This window comes from Synechococcus sp. W65.1 (assembly GCF_047461615.1).
Classification (GTDB): Bacteria; Cyanobacteriota; Cyanobacteriia; order Thermostichales; family Thermostichaceae; genus Thermostichus.
This window is the reverse complement of sequence record NZ_JANSHI010000001.1, coordinates 69,149-93,432: the sequence shown is the minus strand read 5'-3', so window position 1 is coordinate 93,432 and position 24,284 is coordinate 69,149. Positions and strand designations below refer to the sequence as shown.

The window sequence follows — 24,284 nt, the reverse complement described above, 5'->3', positions numbered from 1 at the left end:
CAACCTGTGAGCCCTCTTTCCCTGACTCCTTTCATCGCTAGCTTTAACGCACCAAGTCCAGAAAGCCTCTATGGACTATTTTCAGCTCTTGTTGCCCCTGCGATCTCAATAATGCAGCTCCACCTTCTTGGGTCTAATCCTAAGCTACCATCCGCGATGAAAGCCAGATCATTACTTTCTTTATGAGTTTGATTAGCTTACTTAAAGTAAGCCAGGCCTTCCGCTGGCAACGGGATAGATTTCTTTGACTTTCTTCACATCTTCCTGGGAGAATCCCCCACCTAACGACACCAGCCCCCTTGGCAGGCAGCTGGGAAAGAGACTCCCTGGCAGCCAGGAGGACTAGGAAACGGTCGTCAGGGAAGGCTGCGGCTTCTTGGTGATTACCTGGTCGATGATGCCGTATTCTTTGGCCTGTTCTGGGGTCATAAAGTTGTCGCGGTCTGTATCGCGCTCGATACGCTCCAGCGGCTGGCCCGTGTGGTAGGCAAGCAGACTGTTGAGGCTGTTTTTGATAAAGAGGAGCTCCCTGGCCTGGATCTCAATGTCGGTCGCTGGACCCTGGGCTCCCCCCAGAGGTTGGTGAATCATAATGCGGGCGTGGGGAAGGGCAATGCGTTTGCCCTTGGCACCCCCTGCCAGCAAAAAGGCTCCCATGCTGGCGGCCAAGCCAATGCAGATGGTGGAGACGTCTGGCTGGATGTGCTGCATGGTGTCGTAAATGGCCATACCGGCATAGACAGAGCCGCCAGGAGAGTTGATGTAGAGGTAGATATCTTTCTCAGGGTCTTCGGATTCCAGGTAGAGCATCTGAGCCACAATTAGGTTGGCTACGTCGTCATCTATCGGCGTGCCCAAGAAGATAATCCGATCTCGTAGCAAACGCGAGTAAATATCAAAGGCGCGCTCGCCGCGTGCAGATTGCTCGATAACAGTGGGAATCATGCCAGTCCAAGCGATGGGTTGCTACCATAGTGTAGTTTAAGCCACGGGATAACTGCCCCCTGCAGAGGAGTTGCCTGGCTCTGCCTAGGTAGCCTGCCGCTGGGATCCTCATTATCAATCTATCAATCTGCGGAGATGAGGTGTAAATGGATGTGATCCCGGATGAACCCCTTGTGATCGCCGGATTGCTGGGTCTGGCTCTCCTGGGACTCTTGATCTTGGCCGGGGTAGGATGGGGGGCGGGCGACGGTGACTAGCAAGAGATTCAAGTTGACAGAGTTAAACCTGCCTCCTTACAATCAAGATCGCTTCGTTTGGAGATGCCCCCATCGTCTAGAGGCCTAGGACACATCCCTTTCACGGATGCGACAGGGGTTCGAATCCCCTTGGGGGTATAGAGGAGAGGTAGCGACGATGCGTAGTTTCGCCGGCGCATCTTCTGCCTTGACGTGGATTAACTAAGCCAGTAGATGAGCAGCTGCATTTCTTCGGCTAGGCACTTTGCCTAGGCTAAAGTCAGCTCCGTCTTTAGCCGGTGTGCTCGATCAAGAGCAAGGAGCAACTCCCCTCAGCTCGATGGGAAGTGACACCTGCGGAGATCCCTCTGGTGGGGTAGTGGAGGTGAACTCTGCTGCTAGCTATAGGTCGTGGAAGCAGGAAGAAAGGCTCAACCTGGAGCAAAAGTCTGCTTTTGTCCGAGGTTGTATAGGTCTTTCAGACGCGGATCAACGGCTATGGGCCAGAGCTTCTGCTGGTGCAGCGCTAGCAGCTAGATCGTCTTTGATTAGCTCTACCAGATCCTGAAGCTGACGAATGGCCTCCGCTCCTTCTAGTTTCATCAGCTCCCGCTCATCCCGCATCTCCGTCCAACTGATGGAGCACTCGGAGACTAAAAAGCGAATCAGATGCCCTTCCCGCAAGCTGACCATGAAGGAAGCGCTCTCAAAGGAGGTGCCGCAGGTGTAGCAGGAGGCCGGGTAGCCCCGCTTCTCCAAAGCAATGGCCAGCGCCTGCAAACTCATCACCAGATCCTGAACGTAGCTGCGGTATTGTTCCGCCAACCGTTTGAACATCACACTCCTCCTCACTCCTCGGCTCAGCCAGGCCCTCTTCTGGCCACAGACAAGCCGCTTAGTAATAAATACCTATGCTCGGCAGTTAAGTTCATATGTAGCACAGCAATCGGCAATCCTCAAGGAAGGAGCTCAGTCCAGGAACCAAAACTGCCCAGCGCCAAGCAGGATGATAGGCAAGGCCCAGGTGGTTCAGATGTCGTATTTAACACTCCTCTCAAAACAAACACCAAAGTTTACTCTAGTTCAAAACTCTTGCCTCTAGGGGGGGAGCGGATCCTCAGCTCAGGACGGGAAGGGGAATAGTTGCTTTTCGTGGTTGTTTTCCAATTCTCAGAAAGGCTTCTCTTATTTCCGAGGCCTCCTTATCTGCTCTTTCGAGCTGCCGAGAGTAACCCCATTTGTTGTCCGTGCCTTAGCACCACTCGTGAAGATTTCCTCGAGCAACTGCTGTGGCGCCTGATTGATCGGGGGTGCTGCCTCCAACCTACCTTGGCCTAAGCTAGCCGTTTGGCAAGCCCCCTTAGCAACCCCTTAAGAAAATATTAAAAACGGGATTAAAAATACAGAGACAGCGGCCTCCTAAGAGGAGAAGGAACTAGAATTGAAGTGGGCAAGGTGTATTGCAAACGCCTGAAAAAAGAAACATCAGAGTTGCTAAAAGTTCTCCCTTGCACCGGTGGCTAGATCGTCCCTTTGGCAAAGATGCCAGCAGCCCTTAGCAGTAGCTGAGGAGAGGTCTTGCTCTAGGTCTAGCCTGTTGCATAGCTGTCAGGCCGAATGGCCAGGGGGATTGCTATGGTAGTGAGCGCCCAGTCTTCTGTAGCTTTGCCTACAGAATTCACAAGTAAACAACATAGCTTGAGGGATTTCGTGCCTGGGCGGTGGCAGCGCTGCATCGACGTCCGAGATTTTATTCAGCGCAATTACACGCCTTACACGGGAGATGAAAGCTTCTTGGCGCCGGCCACCGAGCGCACGCAGCAGCTGTGGGCCAAAGTTCAAGATCTGATGGCCTTGGAGCGGAAGCGTGGGATCTTGGATGCCGACACCGACCTTCCTTCCAGCATCACTAGCCACCCGCCAGGCTACATCGACCGAGAGCTGGAGCAAATCGTAGGGCTACAAACAGATAAGCCCCTAAAGCGCGCCATCCTGCCCTTTGGCGGCATCCGTATGGTAGAAACGGCCCTCAAGGCCTATGGAGCTGGATCCCCGCGTTAAGGAAATCTTTACCAAGTATCGCAAGACCCACAACGACGGGGTTTTCGACGCCTACACGGAGGAGATGCGCCGCTGCCGCCGCTCTGGGATCATCACCGGCTTGCCGGACCCCATCATCGGTGACTACCGGCGGGTACCTCTCTATGGCGTGGATCGGCTGATTGAGGACAAGGAGGCGCAGAAGGCCAGCCTAGAGGTGGACACGATGGATGAAGAAACCATCCGCCTGCGGGAGGAGCTCTCAGAGCAGATCAAAGCCCTGTACGAGCTCAAGGAGATGGGGGCCAGCTACGGCTTTGATCTAGGCCGCCCCGCAACCAACGCCCGCGAGGCCATCCAGTGGCTGTACCTAGCCTACCTAACGGTGCATGACCTACATCCCCACCACTTCCGGGACGGGATCCAAGGTGACACCCTTTGTGGTGGTGACCAACGACCGGGTGGGGATCAAGTACCCCCTGGCGGACTACGCCCTCACCCCCAGCATGGCCATCGTGGATCCGGATCTCACCCTGAAGATGCCCAAGAAGCTAACCGCCTACAGCGGCATCGACGCCCTCACCCATGCTTTGGAAGCCTATGTCTCGGTGATGGCCAGCGAGTTTACCGACGGCCTGGCGCTGCAGGCGATTAAGCTGCTGATGACCTACCTGCCGCGGGCCTACGAGAGGGGGGCCGAAGATCCAGAAGCGCGGGAAAAGGTCCACTACGCTGCCACCATTGCCGGCATGGCCTTTGCCAACGCCTTTTTGGGGGTGTGCCACTCCCTGGCGCACAAGCTGGGATCCACCTTCCACCTGCCCCACGGCCTGGCCAACGCTTTGATGATTACCCACGTCATCCGCTACAACGCCACCGACGCTCCCTTCAAGCAGGCCATCTTTCCCCAATACCGCTACCCCAACGCCAAGCACCGCTATGCCGAGATTGCCGATTACCTGCAGTTGGGCGGGGCCAATGACGATGAAAAGGTCATGCGCCTCATTGAGGCCATCGAGGAGCTCAAGCGGAAGCTGGGGATCCCGGCCAGCATTCGCGAGGCCCTTAGCGAGAGCGAGCAGGCGTTCTACGACCGTCTGGAAGCGATGGCGGAGCAGGCTTTTGACGACCAATGCACCGGCGCCAACCCCCGCTACCCCCTCATCCAGGATATGAAGGAGCTGTACATCTTGGCCTATCGGGGCTGCCGGGTAGAGGCTGCTCTCTACCACCAGCCGGAGCCGGCTCTGGCCTAAGAGCCGCCTTTTTGCTCCCAGCCAAAACGTGACCCCCACCCTGGCAACGGCTATGGCTACGCTGCACCGCCCCGATCCCAGCCTCGACATCTGGAAGGCCAGATCCCACCCCTTAGCTCCCATTTTTCTGCCCCGCTCGGTGGCCGTGGTGGGGGCAACAGAGCGCGAGGGCAGTGTTGGGCGCACGGTGCTGTGGAACCTCATTAGCCATCCCTTTGGCGGCACTGTCTACCCGGTCAACCCCAAGCGGCACCAGGTGTTGGGCATCCGGGCCTACGAGCGGCTTTCCGCCTTGCCCGAGCCGGTGGATCTGGCCATCATCGCCATCCCGGCAGCCGGGGTGCCGGCGGTTATCCAAGAATGCGCCGAGGCCGGAGTCAAGGGGGCCATTGTCCTCTCGGCAGGCTTTAAGGAAATCGGCCCGGAGGGGTTGGCCCTGGAAAAGACCATCCAACAGGCCGCCCGCGGCAAGTTGCGCCTAATTGGCCCCAACTGCCTGGGGATCCAAAACCCCCACACTGGCTTGAATGCCACCTTTGCCGCCCAGATGGCCCGACCCGGCAACGTGGGGTTTATCAGCCAAAGCGGGGCCCTCTGCACTTCAATCCTGGACTGGAGCCTGCGGGAAAATGTGGGCTTTAGCGCCTTCATCTCCCTGGGATCAATGCTGGATGTGGGCTGGGGGGATCTGATCGACTACCTGGGCGAGGATCCCCATACCCACAGCATTGTCCTCTACATGGAATCCATTGGAGATGCCCGCTCCTTCTTATCGGCAGCCCGCGAGGTGGCGCTGAGCAAGCCCATCATCGTCATCAAGGCGGGACGCACCCAGGCAGCAGCCCAGGCAGCAGCCTCCCACACGGGATCCCTCACCGGCAGCGACGCGGTTTTGGATGCGGCCTTACGCCGTTGTGGTGTGCTGCGGGTGGATCGCATTGAAGATCTCTTCGACATGGCGGAGGTGCTGGCCAAACAGCCTCGTCCCCAAGGGCCCCACCTCACCATCCTCACCAATGCCGGCGGGCCGGGGGTGCTGGCCACCGACGCCCTCATCCGCGCCGGTGGATCCCTGGCCCAGCTTTCTCCCCAAACCCTGGAGCAGCTCAACCAGATCCTGCCGCCCCACTGGAGCCACGGCAACCCCATCGATATCCTGGGCGATGCCGGCCCGGAGCGCTTTGCCCAGGCGCTGGAGATCGTGCTGCGGGATCCCGCTAGCCAGGGCTGTTTGGTGATCCTCGCCCCCCAAGCCATGACGGATCCCACGGCCACGGCTGAGAAAGTGGTGGAGACCTGGCGGCGCAGCGGATCCCGCCAACCCATCCTGGCCAGTTGGATGGGGGGAGCCCTGGTGGATGCCGGCGAGCAGATCCTCAACCAGGCCGGGATCCCCACCTACCGCTACCCCGACCAGGCGGCGCGGGTGTTTAGCTACTTGTGGCGCTTTAGCGACAACCTCAAGGCCCTCTACGAAACTCCCACTTTGCCCCCTGCAAGAGCGGTCGAGCGGGATAGGGTGCACCAAATCCTCAGCCAAGCCCGGCAGCAAGGTCGCACGCTCTTAACCGAGGTCGAGTCCAAGGAGATCCTAGCCGCCTACGGGATCCCGGTGGTGCCCACACGGGTGGCAGCAAGTTCGAAAGCAGCGGTGGAAGCTGCTGAGGCCATAGGCTACCCGGTGGTGCTGAAGCTTTACTCCCACACTCTCACCCATAAGAGCGACGTAGGCGGCGTGCAGCTCAACCTGCCCGATGCCGAGGCAGTGCGGCGGGCCTACCAGCAGATCCAGACTAATGTTGCCGAAAAAGCCGGATCCCAGCACTTTCAAGGGGTGACGGTGCAGCCCATGGTTCCCACCAACGGCTACGAGCTGATCCTAGGCAGCAGCGAGGATCCCCAATTTGGGCCGGTGTTGCTGTTTGGCAGCGGTGGCCAACTGGTGGAGGTGTTCCGGGATCGCGCCATTGGCCTTCCCCCCCTCAACACCACCTTGGCGCGGCGCTTGATGGAGAATACCCTCATCTACAAGGGCCCTCAAAAGGGTGCGGGGACGCCGGGCCGTGGATCTGGAGGCACTGGAGCAGCTTTTGGTGCGCCTCAGCCAACTGGTGGCCGAGCAGCGGGAGATCAAAGAGATCGACATCAACCCGCTGTTGGTCTCTGGCGAGAAACTGCTGGCTTTGGATGCCCGCGTCATTTTGCGCTCGGACCAAGAACCACCTGTGCCGCTGGCTATCCGCCCCTACCGTAGCCAGTACAGTTGGACCTTCCGCGACGGCATCACCATCCGCCCCATCCGTGCCGAAGACGAGCCGCTGGTGCTCGAGTTTCACCGCCACGTCTCCGACTACAGCCTCTACCTGCGCTACTTCCACCCCATCCAATACAGCGCTCGCACCGCCCACGAGCGCTTGGTTCGCCTCTGCTTTAATGACTACGACCGCGAGATTGCCCTGGTGGCCGAGCGGCAAGACCCAGAACCCCAGCTCCTTGGCATCAGCCGCCTCTCCAAAAAACACGGCCTTCCTCAGGAAGCGGAGTTTGCCCTCTTGGTGGCGGATCCCTACCCAAGACAGGGGATCGGCACGGAGCTCTTGACCCGCCTCATTCAGGTGGCCCGCTGCGAAGGGATCCAGCGCCTGGCCGGCGAGGTGCTCAGCGAAAACGAGGGCATGCGCCGCCTGTGTAGGCGCTTGGGGTTCCAGTTGCTCCCCTCCCCAGAGGATCCCGGCCTCCTCAGGGCCACGTTGGATCTTGCTGCCGATGCAGCGCTCCCCACGCCCTGCCTAGGGAGCCCTGGCTCCAAAAACGGTTTACCGACCGGCTTACCGTAGAATAGATCCCTGACGCCCAACCTTCCCTCGTCTTCGGGGAGAGGGTTGAGGATGAGAAGCTTTTGGGGATGGCTGTGAACAGATTACCCATCGCGGTGGGCTGGTCGGCGAGAGTGGGGCGGTGGCTGGGGCTGGGATCCCTGGTTCTAGGACTTCTGCTGGGGCTGGGTGGCTGCGGCGGCGGGGCGGGATCCCAGGGGGAAGTGAGGATTCTGCTAGCTTCTTTTGCAGTGACCCGCGATGCCTACCGGCAGATCATCCCTGCCTTTGAGGCCCACTGGCTGGCCCAGACTGGACAACGGGTGCGTGTAGAAAGCAGCTACGCTGGCTCGGCAACGCAAGCGCGGGCGGTCATCGAGGGGCTGGATGCCGACGTAGTAGCCCTGGCCCTGGGCCTGGATGTGGAGCGCATTGTGGCTGCCGGCCTGATTCGGCCGGGTTGGGAAAGTCGCACACCCAACCAAGGGATCGTCACCCGTTCGGTGGTGGTGATGGTAACGCGGGAGGGCAACCCCCACGATATCCGCTCCTGGACGGATCTGGCTCGGCCTGGCTTGCAGGTGGTTACTGCCAACCCCAAAACCTCAGGGGGTGCCCGCTGGAACTTTTTGGCCCTCTGGAGCGCTGTCCCTGAGCCGCAGGCCCTAGCCTTCACTACTCAGGTCTACAAAAACGTCCGCGTCCTGCCGCGGGACTCGCGGGAGGCTACGGATGTCTTTTTCCAAAAAGGGCAGGGGGATGCCCTGCTCACCTACGAACATGAGGTGATCCTGGCGGGCTTGCGCGGCCAGCCCTTGCCCTACGTGGTGCCGGATCCCAACATTTCCATCGACAACCCGGTAGCGGTGGTGGATGCCAACGTAGACCGCAAGGGCACCCGCGCCGTGGCCGAAGCCTTTGTGGACTACCTCTTTACTCCCGAGGCGCAGCGGGCCTTTGCCGAGGTGGGTTTTCGGCCGGTGGAGCCCACGGTGGCGCAAGAGTTTGCCTGGCGTTACCCTCCTGTTGAGAAACTGGTAACCGTTGCCGACCTAGGCGGCTGGGAGACAATCCAAAACCGCTTCTTTGCCGATGGGGCTTTGTTTGACCGCATTCAAGCCGAGTTGTAGGGGGGCTCCCTTGTTTTGGATTCCCATTCAAGTTATTCTGGGAGCTGTATCAACGGTTTGTTGACAGGTTTACCGTAGATTAGGTGGGCGTTTAACTTCCCTCAACCTTTTGAGAAGACTCAGCCGGCAACCAATCCAGCAACTTCTCAGGCAAACCACTAGCTAGGCAGAGCCTATGGGCATCACCATTGCAGGGGTATCGAAGCGTTTCGGCGAGTTTCAGGCGCTCTACCCTACCGATCTCACCATCCCCACGGGATCCCTAGTGGCTTTGTTGGGGCCGTCGGGTTCTGGCAAATCTACCCTGCTGCGCCTGATTGCCGGCCTGGAGAAGCCAGACACGGGGCGGATTTTCCTCACCGGGCGGGATGCCACCCACGCCAGCGTCCAGGAGCGCAACGTCGGCTTTGTCTTCCAGCACTACGCCCTGTTTAAGCACATGACGGTGCGGCAGAACATTGCCTTTGGCCTGGAGATCCGCAGGCTGCCAAGAGCTGAAATTCGGGCACGGGTGGACGAGCTGCTGGAGCTGGTGCAACTGTCGGGGTTTGGGGATCACTACCCCTCCCAGCTTTCGGGGGGGCAGCGGCAGCGGGTGGCCCTGGCCCGTGCTCTGGCGGTGGAGCCGCAGGTGTTGCTTTTGGATGAGCCCTTTGGAGCCCTGGATGCCAGGGTGCGCAAGGAGCTGCGCCAGTGGCTGCGGCGCCTACACGACGAGGTGCATGTCACCACCGTCCTGGTTACCCACGACCAAGAAGAGGCTATGGAGGTGGCCGACCAAATTGTGGTCATGAACCAGGGGCGGATCGAACAGGTGGGATCCCCTGCCGAGATCTACGACCATCCGGCCACCCCCTTTGTCATGAGCTTTATTGGCCCGGTCAACGAGCTCTCGCCCCGCTCCGTATTATCCTGCCAGCTCCCTGAAGCGCAGGCCGGCCCGCATCGGCTTTTCTTGCGCCCCCATGATGTCCAAATCGAGCTCAGCCCCACCAGCAGCGGTGTCTCGGCTTGGGTCAAAGAGATCATCCACCTAGGGCGGGAGATCCAGGCGGAGCTGGTCTTGAGCGATGGCGGATCCCTTTGGGCCCACCTTAGCCGCGAGCAATACGCCAGCCAGCCCCTGCACATAGGGCAGCAGGTTTACGTGCGCCCCAGGGTAATCAAAGCCTTCCCCATCAAGAAAACGGAAATGACAGCCATGGCGGTGGGAGCTTAGGGAACCTTGCTGCAGGCGGTGTTTCCAGTGTCTTGGCCATGGTGGCTGACCCTGGGCTATCTCTTCCTGATGTTGGTCTTGCCACTAGCTGCCTTGGTTGCCAAGGCCAGCACCTTGGGTTGGGCAGAGTTTTGGCGAATTGCCACCGATCCCCTGGCCCTCTCTGCCTATGAGGTTACTTTTGTAACCGCCTTGCTGGCGGCCTTAGTGAACGGTGTGATGGGCACTCTGACCGCCTGGGTGTTGGTGCGCTACGCCTTCCCTGGGAAAAAGCTCCTCGAGGGGTTGATTGATCTGCCCTTTGCCCTGCCCACGGCTGTGGCCGGCCTCACCCTGGCGACCGTCTACAGCAGCAACGGCTGGATAGGATCCCTGCTGGCTCCCTTGGGAATCCGCATTGCCTTTACCCGCTGGGGGGTGGGGGTAGCAATGCTGTTTATCTCTTTTCCCTTTGTGGTGCGAACCGTGCAGCCGGTGCTGCAGGAACTGGAACCGGATGTGGAAGAAGCCGCCTGGAGCTTGGGCGCCTCCCGCTGGCAGACCTTTCGCCGAGTGGTGCTGCCGCAAATTCTGCCGTCTATCCTAACGGGGGTGGCGCTGGGGTTTTCTCGCGCTGTCGGTGAGTATGGCTCCATCGTCATTATTGCCGCCAGCATTCCCTTCCAGGATTTGATTGCAGCGGTGCTGGTCATCCAAAGACTGGAACAGTACGACTACGCCGGCGCCACGGTGATTGGGACGGTGATGCTGGTGATCTCCTTCCTGTCGCTGGCGGTGATTAACCTTCTGCAAGGCTGGGCAAGTCGCCATGAGACCTAAGGGAGTTGCCGAGGTTCAAGGGAAGCCACCCGCCAACCCTTGGCTGGCTGGCCTGCTGATTGGGATCGTCTTGCTCTATGTGGGGCTGCTCATCGGGATCCCCCTGGTGAATGTCTTCTACCAGGCGTTGCGGGAAGGGATCCCCAGTTTTTTTCAGCACCTGGGGGAGCGAGAGTTTCTCAGCGCAGCCCGCTTGACTTTGCTAACTGCCCTGGTTGTCGTGCCTCTCAATACTCTTTTTGGCCTCTGCGCTGCCATAGCGCTAGCACGCCGCCGCTTTCCAGGGCGGGCCTTGCTGCTTAGCCTCATTGACCTGCCCTTTTCCATTTCGCCGGTAGTAGCCGGCCTGATGCTGGTGCTGATCTTTGGCCGTCAAGGTTGGCTGGGATCCTGGAACCTGCGGGTCATTTTTGCGTTTCCAGGCATTGTGCTGGCCACGGCTTTCATCACCTTGCCCTTTGTGGTGCGGGAAGTATTGCCGGTGTTGGAAGAGGCCGGCACCGAGGAAGAAGAAGCCGCCAAAACTCTGGGGGCCAATTCCTGGCAGGTCTTCTGGCGGATTACCCTGCCCAACATCCGCTGGGGCCTCTTGTATGGAGTCATCCTCACCAATGCCCGCGCCATGGGGGAGTTTGGCGCTGTGGCGGTGGTCTCGGGCAACATCGTTGGGCGCACCCAAACCCTGCCTCTGTTTGTGGAAGATGCCTATCGCAGCTATGCCACAGGATCAGCCTATGCAGCCGCGGTGGTGCTTTCTTTGCTGGCGGTGGTGACCCTAGTGGCCAGGGAGCTGCTGGAGCGGGGATCCCCTTCCCGCCGCATCTTTTAGGTTCCCTCTCTCTCTAGGGAGCAAGGTCGGGGGTGAGGAGCTCCGGCAGCGGTACCCCAGTTCCCCCCAGGCCGCAGTAGCCGCGCGGGTTTTTGGCGAGGTACTGCTGGTGGTAGTCTTCGGCGTAGTAGAACTCTGGAGCCTCCAGGATCTCAGTAGTGATGGGGCCGTAGCCATGGGCGCTCAGGACTTGCTGGTAGAGGTCGCGGGTTTTTTCCGCCAGCTCCCGCTGGGTCTGGGAATAGACGTAGATGCCGGAGCGATACTGAGTGCCCACATCATTGCCCTGGCGCATCCCCTGGGTGGGATTGTGGTTTTCCCAAAACACTTTCAAGAGCTGGAGGTAGCTAATCTGGCTGGGATCGTAAACCACCCGCACCACCTCGTTGTGGCCAGTTAAGCCGGTGCAGACCTCTTCATAGGTGGGGTTGGGAGTATACCCGCCCGCATAGCCCACTGCAGTGGTATACACCCCAGGCAACTGCCAAAACCTGCGCTCCGCTCCCCAGAAGCAGCCCATGCCAAACATGGCTAGCTCCATCCCCTCGGGAAAAGGGGGCTTCAGGGGCGTGCCCTTGACGTAGTGCCGGTTAACGATTGCCATTGGCTCGGAGCGGCCCGGCAAAGCCTCCTCCGGGGTGGGCAGGGTCAGTTTCTTGCTCAGTTTGCCGAAACCAAAGAGCGCCATGGCGGCAGCCCGATACATTCGTTAACGTCTACCAGCCTAGCGTAGATAGCCGCTGTTGTCTCAAGGGAGCAGCTTAGGGTTTTAGACTGCCAGCTCCACAACCACAGGGGCATGGTCGCTGGGCTTTTCTGCCCGCCGCGGCTCGACGTCGATCCAGCAAGCCGTAGCTTTGTCCTGAAGCAGGGGGGAAAGGTAGAGGTGGTCAATGCGCCAGCCCCGATTCTTCTGGAACCCCCCGGCCCGGTAGTCCCACCAGCTAAAATGCCCAGGGTCCGGGTTAAACTTGCGAAAGGCATCCTCAAAGCCCAAAGCCAGGATCTCCCGTAGGGCCTGCCGCTCCGGCTCAGAGGCCATGATTTCTCCGGCTTTGCCGGGATCGCAGATATCCCGATCTTCCGGGGCGATGTTGAAGTCGCCACAGAGCAGAATAGGCTGCCCCTGGTCGAGGGCCACCTGGAGGTAGTCTTTCAGGCAGGCCAGCCAGCGCAACTTGTAGGCGTACTTGTCAGATCCCACCGCCTCGCCATTGGGCACGTAGAGGTTGAGGATGCGGATGCCGTGGTAGAGGCCGCCAATAAGCCGCTTTTGCTCATCCAGCTCTGCGGCTGCCGGCAGCAGGGCAGCAAAGCCCCGCTCCACCTTTTCCGGCACCTCCCGGCTGATGAGGGCAACGCCGTTGTAGGCTTTCTGCCCGTACACCTCCACATGAAAGCCCCGCTCCTCGAAGGGGGCACGGGGAAACTCCGCATCCACCACCTTGGTCTCCTGCAGGCAGAGCACATCCAGGGATCCCTGCTTGTCCAGCCAGGCCAAAACCTGGGGCAGGCGGCTGCGGATGGAGTTGACATTCCAGGTGGCTACTCGCATCCCAGAAGGTTCTCTCAAGCCACAAGCTTAGCTAGGCCCAGGGGGCGGATCCCTTGCGGCGAAACCTCGACCCGGTAGGGCAGCACCTCAACCCCCGCCTGCAGGGCCTGGTGAAACAGACGGGCATAGCGGGGATCCCGTTCTGCTCCGGGGGCAAACTCGGTGCAATCGGCGCGGTTAATCCAATACAGCAGCAGAGCCCGCTGACCCTGTCGGCGGATCTCCATCAAGTCTTCCAGGTGTTTTTGACCGCGAGTCGTCACGGTATCGGGAAAAAGGGCACAGGAGCCAACAGCCCAGGTTGTATTTTTAACCTCCAGGTAGGCACAGCCGCCCGGCCCCTCCAAAAGAAAGTCCACCCTGCTTTTGCCCCAGACCACTTCCCGCCGCCAGCGGGAAAACTGAGCCAGTTGGGGGAACCAGCCCTGCTGCAGCCCCCATTCCACTAGGCGATTGGGTAGGCCAGTGTTGATCCCTACCCACACCTCCCCCACTTGGATCATCTCCCAGGTGTAGGCCAGCTTGCGCCTGGGATCGGGGTGATAGGAGAGGCAAACGGGTGCCCCCACCTGGCAAACTCCCGTCATCGGGCCGGTGTTGGGGCAGTGGGCAGTTACCTGTTGCCCATTTTCCAGCTCCACCTCGGCAAAGAAGCGCTTGCAGCGGCCGCGCAACACGCCTTTGAGTAGGGGAATGGGGAAACGATAGGGTAGCGGGCCCTCCTGCCCAGGCATCTGCAAGTGCCCTCCAGCTAAGTATTTTTCTTTAGGATTTTGGAAGTCTTCCAGGGGGGAGCGATCTTCTACGCTAGGGTAATGGCGTAAGCTAGGGCTCTCATGGGCCGATGCCTTGCTCCCCTGATTTTAATATCCTACCTTTTCTATCCCTTGGCCAAAACTTGGAGAAGAAAACTCGAATGTTGCGTCTTGACCCTGACCCTGGCTTTCAGCTTCCGGAGCCTTTTCAGGACAACCGCGGGCGCGTAGCCATCTTCATTGACGGGGCCAACCTCTTCTACGCTGCCCTGCAGATGGGCATTGAGATTGACTACACCCGCCTCCTGAAGACGCTCACCGGCCGTTCTCCCCTTCTGCGCTCCTTTTTCTACACCGGCGTCGACCGCAACAACGAAAAGCAGCAGGGGTTTTTGCTCTGGATGCGCCGCAATGGCTTCCGTGTGGTTACCAAAGAGCTGACCCAACTCCCCGATGGATCCAAGCGGGCCAACCTAGATGTGGAGATTGCCGTGGACATGTTGTCGCTGGTGCGCTGGTATGAGACAGCGGTGCTGGTAAGCGGAGACGGGGACTTGGCCTATGCCGTCAATGCTGTCAGCTACCAGGGAGCACGGGTAGAGGTGGTTAGCCTGCGCTCCATGACCAGCGATCAGCTCATCAACTTGGCGGATCGCTACATCGACCTGGAGTCCATCAAGGACTACATCAAGAAAACCAATCGTTCTTCTTACCTCTACCGAGGGGGGGTTAGCAACGACGAGGAGGACGAGGGCTAGAGCCCTAGGAGGCCCACCACTTCCCAGCCCTCCTGCCATTCTAGGCAAATGCCCGCCTGGCTTCCTAGCCCCTCTGCTGGGAAGCTAGGTTACCTCCTAGACCCCCTGTCCATTTAGAAAGAAAGTTACAGTGGTACTTTTGGCTCATTAGTGCTCCAGAACCTCCCTTTCCATGAGCTACTTGGTTATTGACACCGAGGGCAACCCTAACCTCGAAGAGATTGCCATTGTCGACAGCAGCGGTAAGCTTGTTTACCACGCCCATACCCAGGAATACTCGCCTGGCCACCCCCAGCCCAAGCCTTTAGCCCAGATTGTTGCAGACCTGCGGCGTTTGGCCCAAGGTAAAACCCTCGTTTTCCACCGCGCAGAGCACGACCTAAAAATCCTTAAACAAGCCTTTGAGCAAGCTAACCAAGAGTGGCTTCCTAACCCCGTTTTTTGCACTTGGCTAGCTGCCAAGGAATGTTTCCCCAACCTCCCCAGCTACAGTCTAGAGTATCTTAGCAAACATCTTGGTATCCAACTGGAGAGCGGCTATTTCAACTCCAAACTGGCCCACGACGCCAGCTACGATGCTCTTTTTACCTATCACCTCTATCGCCACCTCACCCACGCTCAGCTCAAAGCTCAGAATATTCCCAACCCCTTTGCCAGCAGTAGAGTTGACAATCCCTTTCAGAGTTACCCCGACGAGGCTACCATCTATCAGTCTCAGTACCAGCAACTCACAGCCGTTCTCCAGGACATTCAACGGGATCCCAACCACCAGAGCCGGGGCGTTGTCCTACTGGGGGAACCTGGATCCGGCAAGACTCACCTAATCATGCGGGTGGCCCAAAACCTGCTGCGCCACAACCGTCTCCTGTTTATCCCTCAGCCCACCCATCCCGACAACATCTATCACCACATCTACAGCCACACCCTGGAATCCCTGCGAGAACAAGTTGATGCTCGTCACCATACTCAGCTTGATTATCTCGTTGCCAAAAGCTTTGTGGAAATCTTGAAAACTTCCCCCAAACTTCAAAAAAATGAGGAGCTTCTCTCTATTCTCACTGCGGATCCCCTTAATCTCTTTCATCGCCTAGGAGCAGAAGGCAGCGAGCGTCGTCGTCAGCAATGGCAAGCCATTGAAAAACTGGTTCTGCGCTGGTGGGCAGAGCAAAACTTCCTTACCGGTTCCACCGAAAACATTCTCAAGGGCATCATCAAATACTGCAGCTACAGGGATCCCAACCGCCGTCACCAGATCATCCGCTGGCTCAGCGGTACCGACCTGGATCCTGAAGAAACCAACTTGATTGGGTTGCCCCCTTGGAGTGCAGATCTGGATCGCAACACCTTTGCCCTAGAAGGGATGAAAGTCATCGGCAGGCTTTCGCTGCTCGACCAGCCCCTGATCATTGTCTTCGACCAATTGGAGGCTCTGGGCCGAGAGGAAAATCGAGATATCCTTCTCAACTTTGGCGATGCCCTGAAAGAGCTTTTTACCCGTATCCCCAACAGTCTGTTTATCCTCAATCTGTTCCCCGACCGTTGGCAACATTTCCAAACCCAATTTGACCGGGCCACCGTCGATCGCCTCTCCCAAACCGTCCTCTCCCTAGATCTCCCCTCTCTTCCCCAGCTTCAAGCCCTTCTCCAGAGCCGCCTGCCTTCAGGGATCCACCTCCAAGCTCTCTTTACCGCCGATGACCTCAGCGATATCCTCAGCCAACCCTCCATCCGCGCCATTCTCAACCGAGCCTCAGCCTACTACCGCCACTACATCAACGGGATCCCTCTCCCTCCCCAGGTGCAAGTTGTACCCACTGCCAGCAATCTAGCCGCCCGCGTCCAGCGCCTCGAGACTGAGCTGCAAACCCTCAAACAACTGCTCATCCCCCTTCTGCCTGCCCACGGCCCCTCCATCGTTCTATCTCCACCCCTTCGGGATCCCAGCCGATCTGCCGATCTTGTTGAGACGCTGGATCCCTATCTCCGCACCACTGAGGCTCAGCTCCGCGCCGCCTATCCTCAAGAGGCGATCATCGACAGCACAGCTGATATCGGCAAATTGCGCACCATCGTCAATGCCCTGCAAGGGATCCATCCTGTCCCCATGAGTGCCCTGAAGCTGGGCAAACGCAAGCTTCCAGATCACCTCTATTTCCCCAGCCAAAAGCGGGTGATTGCCTTTATCCAAGTGGCTGCTGGCAGCATGTATTGGCAGGTCAATAACTTCAACCAATTGGTGATTGCTCACCCTGGGCTTCAGTTTCTCTTGCTGCGGGACGCCCGCCTCAAGCCTCCTTCTCCAACAGCTACTGCCACCCAAGCGGCCTTGGCTGCCCTCAACAACAGCCCTAATGGCAAGTATAAGCTGCTCACCAAAGAGGATCGCATTCACCTGGAGCTGATGTACAGAATGATCACCGACATCCAAAACCGCGACTTGGAGCTGGACCTGACCTCAGCCGTTCGGTACTATCTTGAGCATAGGGATCCCCCCCTTATCGCCTGGATCCTAGGCCGTGCCTAAGCCTTCCCTGAACTCTCTCCCATTCAGTTGAGGGCTTAGTGGAACTTCGAGGTGGAAGGGATTGCTTGCAGCAGGTAAACGGGGTTAAGGGGGGAAAAGCGAGTGCCCTCAGCCAAGGCCGTGGAGCGGGAGATCTGGACATGTTCCACTCGCACCTGCCAGCCCTGTGAGCGCAGCCACTGCAGGGTTTCGCTGCAGGTTTCTAGGGTGGCGAAGTTGGCCACCAGGATCCCTCCAGGCCGTAGGCGGGGCGCCACTGTGGGCAGGAGCTGGGGGATCCCCTTTCCACCCCCTCCCAGCAACACCCGATCCGGATCCGGCAGGTCAGCCAGCACCTGAGGCGCTGCCCCTGGGATTACCTGCAGGTTTTCCAGACCAAAGCGTTGGCGGTTGCGCTGGATGAGACAAATGCCCATGGCGTTGCGCTCGATGGCATAGACCTGGAGCTGGGAAGAGAGGCGGGCGATCTCCACGGCCACTGAGCCCGTGCCAGCCCCGATATCCCACACCACCCCCTGTCGCGGCAATTGCAAGGCTCCCAGGGTGAGGAGGCGGATGGGCTGCTTGGTGATTAGGCCGGGCTGGTCGGGAAAGGTGTGGAACTGGTCGTCCGGGATCCCAACCAAAGGCCAGCGGCTGGGATCCGGTTCCGGCTCAACGCGCCGCAGCACCACCAGGTTAGGGCTGGGGAAGGCAGAGTTCTCCCCTTCCTGCAGGGGCACGATCTGCTCCTGGGGGGATCCCAGTTGGCTGCATACCCAGGCCTGGTAGCGCACTGGCAGCCGCAGGTCGGCAATGAACTGGGCCAAGCTGGCTGGTGTGTGCTCTGGATCGGTGAGCACTACAATCACAGGGGATCCCTGTTTGAGAACGGGTTCCAACTGCTCCATTCCCCGCCCATGTAGGCTGAGGATAGTGGCCTCCTGCCAGGGGATCTGTAGGCGGTTGAGGGCCAACTGTACCGAGCTCACCTGGGGATAAAAAGCCAACTGCTCCCTCGGGAAATACTGGGTCAGCAGGCGCCCAATCCCGAAAAACAGGGGATCCCCGCTGGCCAACAAGACCAGAGATCCCTGCGCTAGCTCCTGCTGCAGAAGCGGGATCCAACTTTCCACTGACCCGGTCAGCGGGATCTTGCGGGCTGGATGGTCAGCAAAGTGCTGGAGTAGGCTAGGAGGCCCGGCCAGGACTTTGGCCTGCGAAAGGGGTGGGATCCCCCAGGAAGCCACCGAGCCATCTCCGGCTACCCCTACAACTGCAAGCTGAGGCAACTGGCTCGCCATCTAGCGTTCGACAGGCGGGTGTACTGGCGTATGGGGTTTCCTGCATTTCTATCGCGGCGAGATTCCTGGATGGCCTTCCCAGCTCGTCCCCAATTCTAGTCCCGGCGGGCAGCCAGCAGCAGGGCATTGACAATGGCGGCAGCCACCGGGGATCCCCCTTTACGGCCCTCCACCCGAATCTGGGGAACCTCTGTCTGGGCCAAGGCTTGCTTTGCCTCTTCTACTGCCACAAAGCCCACCGGCACCCCAATCACCAGGCTGGGCCGGACCCGCTGCGCCCGAATCTCTTCCACCAGCGCCAGCAGGGCTGTGGGCGCGTTGCCGACAACAAAGATTGCCTCCGGGTGACGGCGGGCCACCTTGATCATCCCTTGAGCGGTGCGGGTTTGCCCCACCTCGAGGGGCTCTTCCACCCAGTCCAAGGCGCAGTGGAGCGGAATCCCCTGGGCCTGCAGACCAGCTTGGATCCCGGCGGCTACCATCCTCACATCCACCACCACTGGCCGTTTTTGCCGCAGAGCTGCCAGCCCCGCCTCAACCGCCGTGGGGCTGAACACAAAGCGATCCCGGAGCTCGAAGTCGGCCGTGGCGTGGATAGCGCGGCGCACGATCTCATAGGGGATCCCCTGCCAGGGGTGGGGGCCGATCTCTTGGTCAATCTGGCGAAAGCTGGCTGCTGTAATCGGGTCTATCCAGGCCGTCTCGTCGGTTTTCTCGCTCATCGAATCTGCAAGTAGAGCTCAAGCGAAGACTGCTGGCGGGCGGAAGCTGGGCGGAACCTCTAGTCCCCAAAACGCCCCGTTAGTCCACTCTAGACGCTCCGAAGAAGCCGCTGCGATTGGTCTATTCTGATGGAGGTGGGCTTGTTTACTCCTTCCTTGCACACACCCAGCTCCCTTTCTACTCCCTCTGTGCCCGGATCCCTGTCTCCCCCGTTCCATCTAGTCGACAGCAGGGATCCCCTCTCGGGCCTGCCTCGCTACGGCCACTCTCAAACCTGGCTTTGGCGCGGCTGGCCGGTTCACTTCACCTACACTCCTAGTCGCGCCCAAACTCCTGCAGGCCAGGTAAACTTGGTGGCAGCGCCGGCTCTTTTAATCCACGGCTTTGGCGCCTCCGTCGGCCACTGGCGCCACAACATCGTCCCTCTAGGATCCCAGCGCCCTGTCTACGCCCTTGACTTGCTGGGATTTGGCAAGAGCGCCAAGCCGGAGATCGCCTACAGCGTCGATCTCTGGGTGGAGCAGGTGTACGAGTTTTGGCGCGTCCACATCCGCCAGCCTGTGATCCTGGTTGGCCACTCCCTTGGCGGGTTGGTGGGGGTGATTGCGGCTGCCCGCTATCCCCAGATGGTGAGGGGCCTATGCTTGATTAGCTGCGCCGACGGACCCCATCCAGAAGAACTGCCCCCTCCCTGGGACGCCCTAGTGCGAGCTTTCTGCGAAGGGATCCTGGCGCTGCTGGGCCCTCACCTCTTTAATTGGCTGCGACAGACTAAGGTGCTGCGGGCTTGGATCAAGAACGTCTACAAGCGCGATGAGCAAGTGGACGATGAGCTGGTGCAGATCTTCCAAACGCCAGCTTTTGAGCCAGGAGCAGCCCACGTGTTCTTGGACAGCCTCAGGGCCATCCTCTGCCGCCCCTTCGATAGCCCCAAGCGCCTCCTGCCCACCCTCAAAATGCCCATTCTCCTCCTCTGGGGTCAAGAAGATCCGGCGGTACCTAGCTTTTTGGCGGATCAGTTCAAGCGCTGGCAGCCAGCTCTTACGTTGGTGAAGCTACCGGGGGTGGGTCACTGCGCCCACGACGAGCTGCCTCACTGGGTCAACACCCTCCTCGGCGAGTGGGCCGCCAGCCTGGAGACATGTACCAGACTGCCGCGCCGTCCGGCCAGGGATCCCTTCCTGGCCTAGCTAGATCACTGGGGGAGGATGTCAATCTTGCTGCTCGATGGGCAGCTGCAGAACTATCCTCCTGAAAGTGGGATGGCAAGAAGTATGTCAGGATGGAAGAGTGCAGCTTTGTAGCCTAGAGGAGGCCGCTTCCTTTTCCTGGAGCAGCAAGATGGCAGTTTACGAGGGGAATTTTACGCAGACAGGCGATCTGCGTCTAGCTATCGTCATCAGTCGGTTTAACGATTTGATTGTGGGCAAGTTGTTGGAGGGGTGCCAGGATGCTCTGAGGCGGCATGGCCTGGATGTCAGCCCCGAGAGTCGCCAGGTGGACTACTACTGGGTGCCTGGCAGCTTTGAGGTGCCGCTGGTGGCCCACCAACTGGCCCAGTCCCGCCGCTACGATGCCATCATCTGCCTGGGGGCGGTGATCCGAGGGCAGACCCCCCACTTTGACTATGTGTCGGCAGAGGTGGCCAAGGGGATCGCGGCAGCAGGCTTTCGCACTGGCGTGCCGGTCATTTTCGGGATCCTCACGGCGGACACCCTGCAGCAGGCGCTGGAGCGAGCCGGGATCAAAAACAACAAAGGCTGGGAGTACGCCATGAGCGCCCTGGAGATGGCTACGCTCATGCGTCAAGTGGCTCCCCTTCTCCAAGAAAGTAGAAACGGCGCTGGCCCTCGTCCCCCCTTGCCTGGGGCAGCAGAAGCCCTGCAAGCAGGGGCAAGCTGGGAGAGTGCTGCCTACTGACGGCGGGTAAGCCGCGTCAGCACCTCGTTAGAGCGCTGCACGAAAGCCCGCGCCGCTGCTGGGTCGAAGCTTTTCTGGGTAATCAGCGCTAGGTCATAGATGTGGTTGCAGATAAGATTGACCAGCTCCGGATCCCGGCCCTCCTCGGCTAAAGCTTGCAGGTTCTGAATGAGGGGATGGGCAGTGTTGACCACTAAGGTGTGTTCTTCCAAAAACTCCATCGGCTTCTGTTGCAGGATGGCATTGAGCTCCTGCAAGCGCCGCAGGGTTTCCGGCAGCAGGATCATCGCCGGCACAGACTCGGACTTAAGGGCCTCAGCCTTGATCTGCAGCTTTTCTTTCCCCAGCGCCTGACGGAAAAGATCTACTAGCTTTTCACTACGGGTTTTCTGAGTTAGGGGGTCGACAAGCTCAGCAGCTTTGTCTTTGTTGATCAGGGCTTCATCCAACTCCGAGTCCACCCGCTTAAATTGGATCCCCTCTTCGCGATACTCTCGCTCCAGGAAGCTGCTGAAATGGCTGTCGATCCAGCTATCTAGCATGATGACTTCTAGGCCCTGGGAGCGGTGCAGGTCAATGTAGGCGCTCTGGGCTGCCTCGTCCGTGGCGTAGTAAACCCGCTTGTTCTGTTTCTCTCGCGTGCGCTCTAGGTATTCCTTGAGGGTCACGTACTCGGGTTTGTCGGCAGGGGATCCGGCCACTCGGAAGATGAGAATGTCCTTAATCTGGGCAAAGAATTTGTCGCTATTCATTGCCCCAAACTTCATAAATAGGCTGATATCGGGCCAGACCCTGACGTACTTTTCGTAGTCTTCTCGGTAGAGCTCGTTGAGGCGATCCGCCACCTTTTTGGCTATGTGATCCCCAATGCGCCTGACAGTGCGGTCGTTCTGTAGGAAACTGCGGGAGACGTTGAGAGGAATATCAGGGCTGTCGATGGCACCGCGAAGGGGCAGGAGGAACTTAGGGATAACTTCCTCGCAGTTATCCTGGACAAAAACTTGGTTGCAAAACAGTTTAACTTGGCCCTTGGTGGGATCGATGTCCGGGCGCAGTTTGGGGAAGTAAAGGATCCCTTGCACAATGAAAGGATAGTCCGTGTTGATGTGAACCCAGAAGTGGGGATCTTCCTGGAAGGGATACAGGTAGCGGTAAAACTCCAGGTAGTCCTCGTCTTTGAGCTCTGAGGGAGAAATCTTCCAGAGGGGCTTTTGCCGGTTGATGACTTCTCCATTGAGCTTGATGGGAACGGGAATAAAATCGCAGTACTTGCGCACCAATTCGCGGATGCGACTTGGATCCAGGTACTCCTCGCTATCGGGGGTTAGGTACAGCGTGACGGTGGTGCCGATAGCAGAGCGCTGGGAATCCGAGAGGGTAAAATTGGGGCTGCCGTCACAGGACCATTTCACAGGGTTGCTGCCGGGCTGGTAGGAAAGGGTGTCGATCTCCACCCGCTGCGCCACCATAAAGGAAGAATAAAAACCTAGGCCAAAGTGGCCGATGATCACCTGGTCAGCACCCTTGTCTTTGTACTTTTGAATAAACTCTTCAGCGCTGGAAAAGGCCACTTGGTTGATATATTTTTTCACCTCTTCGGCAGTCATGCCGATGCCAGTGTCGCTTACGGAGAGAGTCTTTGCCTCTTTGTTGAGCGCAATAACAATCTCTGGTTCTGGAGGCTCCGTCACTTCGCCGGCCAGCTTGGCCATTTTCAGCTTGGCAATAGCGTCAGCAGCGTTAGAGATCAGCTCCCGCAAAAAGATCTCGCGATCCGAGTAGAGAAACTGCTTGATGATGGGAAAAATGTTCTCCGTGTGGACAGTGATGGCTCCTTGCTCCAAGACGGCCATAGGTAGCTTGTCACTCGAACCAGCTTAGTTCCAATTTACCAAGAAGACTGAGCCTCAAGCCTTGCCCACTACTATGCATGACCTTCGTAGGCCCCAGTAGAGCGGCCTTGTGCTCTGCCGTTTAGGGCAGCAGGGCAATAAATCTGCACTCAAACCAGCTGGCCCTAGAGGCTCTGAGCTTGGTTCCTACCGAGGGTAAGCTGCTCCGCCCAATCTCGACCTAGGCGAATGGTGACGTCGGAGTTGAGAACTCCCGTGGACTCCACCCGCACCTCTCCTAGCCCAATGGCAGCGCGAACCTGCCTAGCCCCCTCCCGGTCCCCACTTTGGGCAAGGATCTCGGTGCGCGGCAACACCTGGGGGCTATCCTCGACGGCAAAAGCTTGGGCATAGCCCTGTCTAACCAGTTCTTGCACCATGCGGCGGGCCATCCCCGGCTTGCCGGTAGCGTTTTGCACGGCTATGCGCAGGTGTTGCGGCGGGATGGGGGTCACTTCCGCCTCTAGGCCAAAATGGGTGGCGGCCACACGGCGGATCCCGGCCAGATCCGGCAGCCAGTAGCTGGTGGCAAATTCTCCCGCCTGGCTGAAGCGGCCCGGCAACAGCACCAGATCCATGCGATCCCCGCCGTAGGTGAGAAGGAATTTGGCCAAGCTCAAGACTTCTGCCCAGGTGAGGTTGGTATCCAAGTGGGTGCGGACAACCTGCAAAACCTTTGGGATGCGCGGCCAGACGGCGGGGGAGAGCAGTTCCCGGCTGAGGGCCCGCAGCAGCTCCTGTTGCCGTTGCACCCGGCCAATATCTCCTAACCCCAGCTGGTCGTGGCGAAAGCGGGCAAAGTGGTGGGCCTGTTTGCCGTTGAGGCGGTGCCAGCCGGGTTGTAGGGTAATGAACAACTGCTGCGTACGATCCACGTAGTGCATGGGCTCCGGCACGTAGACCTCTACGCCACCCACCGCGTCAATCAGCGCTTCCAGGGCTTCGGTATTGAGGCGGACGTAGCGGTCAATCGGGATCCCGCCCAGCAACTGGCTTACCACCTGAGCTGTTAGGGCGGGGCCTCCCACCACGTTGGCGGCGTTGATCTTGGCCACGCCGAAGCCGGGCAGGCGCACGCGGGTGTCGCGGGGGATCGACAACACGGTAATCCGCCGCGCCTGGGGGTCAAAGCGGGCCAGAAGAATGGTATCAGAGCGGGTGTTGAAGCGGTCCTGATCCCCTGTTCCCGAGAGGGCGGGATCTGGCCTGTCGAGGCCCAGAATGAGGATGTGCAAGGATCGATCTAGAGCAGCAGCGCGCAGGGCATCCGGTCGAAAGGCTGCCTGTTCCTCAGCACTTAGAGAAGGAGGAAGGATCGGGCGGGGCAGTATGGCCGCCAGGAAGGCCCCAGCGGAGCCGGACAAAATAGCCGTAAAGCCCAGCAACAGCCAGAGGATCCCTTGGCAAATGGCCTGTTGTCGAGCAGCGCGAACAGGGCCGGGGCGGGGTGGGTAGTGAAAGGAAGACATTAGCTCGAGCCGGGCCTTGGGAACACGTCTAAAGGAAGTACTGTCTAGGTGGTGTTGCCAACCACGCCAGCTCAAGGCCATGTTACCCCATTCGCAACCTCTCGAGCTGTCTAGG

The 24,284-nt window shown here is 59.1% G+C and carries 19 protein-coding genes, 1 tRNA gene and 2 pseudogenes; 13 read left to right on the top strand and 9 right to left on the bottom strand.

Annotation, left to right across the window (positions count from 1 at the left end; translation table 11 throughout):
• Positions 1 to 342: 342 nt before the first annotated feature.
• Entirely contained in the window at positions 343 to 945 is a 603-nt protein-coding gene (gene clpP / locus NW806_RS00450) for an ATP-dependent Clp endopeptidase proteolytic subunit ClpP (protein WP_414405445.1), read from the bottom strand.
• A 322-nt stretch (positions 946 to 1,267) separates the two neighbouring features.
• On the opposite strand from clpP, the gene NW806_RS00445 reads away from it, so the two are divergent.
• Positions 1,268 to 1,340 (top strand) — tRNA-Glu (locus NW806_RS00445).
• 330 nt (positions 1,341 to 1,670) lie between these two features.
• Here the strand turns inward: NW806_RS00445 and NW806_RS00440 are convergent.
• On the bottom strand, positions 1,671 to 2,018 hold the full coding sequence (locus NW806_RS00440; RefSeq protein WP_414393445.1) for a DUF1815 family protein: 348 nt from the start codon (positions 2,016 to 2,018) through the stop codon (positions 1,671 to 1,673).
• A 780-nt stretch (positions 2,019 to 2,798) separates the two neighbouring features.
• Here NW806_RS00440 and NW806_RS00435 point away from each other — a divergent pair.
• From NW806_RS00435 to cysW, 8 genes and pseudogenes are all read left to right on the top strand, one after another.
• Positions 2,799 to 3,555 (top strand): annotated as a pseudogene (locus NW806_RS00435) (pyruvate formate lyase family protein); the annotation flags it as partial.
• A gap of 94 nt (positions 3,556 to 3,649) precedes the next feature.
• On the top strand, positions 3,650 to 4,477 hold the full coding sequence (locus NW806_RS00430) for an iron-containing alcohol dehydrogenase (protein ID WP_414409604.1): 828 nt from the start codon (positions 3,650 to 3,652) through the stop codon (positions 4,475 to 4,477).
• A gap of 52 nt (positions 4,478 to 4,529) precedes the next feature.
• Positions 4,530 to 6,449: pseudogene (locus NW806_RS00425) on the top strand (acetate--CoA ligase family protein); the annotation flags it as partial.
• Between the two features lie 121 nt (positions 6,450 to 6,570).
• Positions 6,571 to 7,314, top strand: a complete 744-nt coding sequence (locus tag NW806_RS00420) for a GNAT family N-acetyltransferase (RefSeq protein WP_414409716.1) — start codon at positions 6,571 to 6,573, stop codon at positions 7,312 to 7,314.
• Positions 7,315 to 7,382: 68 nt separating this feature from the next.
• Positions 7,383 to 8,423 carry a sulfate ABC transporter substrate-binding protein gene (locus NW806_RS00415; RefSeq protein ID WP_414409603.1) on the top strand — a complete coding sequence of 347 codons (1,041 nt, stop codon included), beginning with the start codon at positions 7,383 to 7,385 and terminating at the stop codon, positions 8,421 to 8,423.
• Positions 8,424 to 8,598: 175 nt separating this feature from the next.
• The gene (locus NW806_RS00410) at positions 8,599 to 9,642 is read left to right on the top strand and encodes a sulfate/molybdate ABC transporter ATP-binding protein (protein WP_011429377.1); all 1,044 of its coding nucleotides are present in this window, start codon (positions 8,599 to 8,601) and stop codon (positions 9,640 to 9,642) included.
• 6 nt (positions 9,643 to 9,648) lie between these two features.
• Entirely contained in the window at positions 9,649 to 10,461 is an 813-nt protein-coding gene (gene cysT, locus NW806_RS00405; protein ID WP_414409602.1) for a sulfate ABC transporter permease subunit CysT, read from the top strand.
• A complete protein-coding gene (gene cysW / locus NW806_RS00400) occupies positions 10,451 to 11,290 on the top strand; it encodes a sulfate ABC transporter permease subunit CysW (protein ID WP_011429375.1) in 840 nt (279 codons plus the stop codon). Before cysT ends, cysW begins: the two co-directional genes overlap by 11 nt.
• Positions 11,291 to 11,303: 13 nt before the next feature.
• Here cysW and msrA read toward each other — a convergent pair whose 3' ends face one another.
• The 3 genes from msrA to sfsA all read right to left on the bottom strand — a co-directional run bounded on the left by msrA (position 11,304) and on the right by sfsA (position 13,579).
• Complete coding sequence (msrA, locus tag NW806_RS00395) at positions 11,304 to 11,978, bottom strand: peptide-methionine (S)-S-oxide reductase MsrA (RefSeq protein WP_414409715.1); 675 nt, start codon at positions 11,976 to 11,978, stop codon at positions 11,304 to 11,306.
• A gap of 81 nt (positions 11,979 to 12,059) precedes the next feature.
• The gene (gene xth / locus NW806_RS00390; protein ID WP_414409601.1) at positions 12,060 to 12,845 is read right to left on the bottom strand and encodes an exodeoxyribonuclease III; all 786 of its coding nucleotides are present in this window, start codon (positions 12,843 to 12,845) and stop codon (positions 12,060 to 12,062) included.
• A 14-nt stretch (positions 12,846 to 12,859) separates the two neighbouring features.
• Positions 12,860 to 13,579, bottom strand: coding sequence for a DNA/RNA nuclease SfsA (sfsA, locus tag NW806_RS00385; protein WP_414409600.1), 720 nt, complete (start codon positions 13,577 to 13,579; stop codon positions 12,860 to 12,862).
• Positions 13,580 to 13,761: 182 nt separating this feature from the next.
• On the opposite strand from sfsA, the gene NW806_RS00380 reads away from it, so the two are divergent.
• Positions 13,762 to 14,358, top strand: a complete 597-nt coding sequence (locus tag NW806_RS00380) for an NYN domain-containing protein (protein ID WP_414393469.1) — start codon at positions 13,762 to 13,764, stop codon at positions 14,356 to 14,358.
• Between the two features lie 172 nt (positions 14,359 to 14,530).
• Entirely contained in the window at positions 14,531 to 16,882 is a 2,352-nt protein-coding gene (locus tag NW806_RS00375; protein ID WP_414409599.1) for an AAA family ATPase, read from the top strand.
• A 35-nt stretch (positions 16,883 to 16,917) separates the two neighbouring features.
• Here NW806_RS00375 and cbiE read toward each other — a convergent pair whose 3' ends face one another.
• Together cbiE and NW806_RS00365 are read right to left on the bottom strand one after the other, a co-directional pair.
• A complete protein-coding gene (cbiE, locus tag NW806_RS00370; protein WP_414409598.1) occupies positions 16,918 to 18,153 on the bottom strand; it encodes a precorrin-6y C5,15-methyltransferase (decarboxylating) subunit CbiE in 1,236 nt (411 codons plus the stop codon).
• 107 nt (positions 18,154 to 18,260) lie between these two features.
• Positions 18,261 to 18,887: a cobalt-precorrin-8X methylmutase gene (locus tag NW806_RS00365; RefSeq protein ID WP_414409597.1), complete on the bottom strand. Its 627-nt coding sequence runs from the start codon at positions 18,885 to 18,887 to the stop codon at positions 18,261 to 18,263.
• A 141-nt stretch (positions 18,888 to 19,028) separates the two neighbouring features.
• Here NW806_RS00365 and NW806_RS00360 point away from each other — a divergent pair, with 141 nt between their 5' ends.
• The gene (locus NW806_RS00360; protein ID WP_414409596.1) at positions 19,029 to 20,078 is read left to right on the top strand and encodes an alpha/beta fold hydrolase; all 1,050 of its coding nucleotides are present in this window, start codon (positions 19,029 to 19,031) and stop codon (positions 20,076 to 20,078) included.
• Between the two features lie 151 nt (positions 20,079 to 20,229).
• Positions 20,230 to 20,808 (top strand): 6,7-dimethyl-8-ribityllumazine synthase, encoded by a 579-nt coding sequence (gene ribH / locus NW806_RS00355; protein WP_414393477.1) that lies wholly within the window; start codon positions 20,230 to 20,232, stop codon positions 20,806 to 20,808.
• Here the strand turns inward: ribH and htpG are convergent.
• Positions 20,802 to 22,661, bottom strand: a complete 1,860-nt coding sequence (htpG, locus tag NW806_RS00350; protein WP_414409595.1) for a molecular chaperone HtpG — start codon at positions 22,659 to 22,661, stop codon at positions 20,802 to 20,804. The genes ribH and htpG overlap by 7 nt on opposite strands.
• Positions 22,662 to 22,825: 164 nt before the next feature.
• Positions 22,826 to 24,169, bottom strand: a complete 1,344-nt coding sequence (locus NW806_RS00345; RefSeq protein ID WP_414409594.1) for an LCP family protein — start codon at positions 24,167 to 24,169, stop codon at positions 22,826 to 22,828.
• Between the last annotated feature and the right edge of the window lie 115 nt (positions 24,170 to 24,284).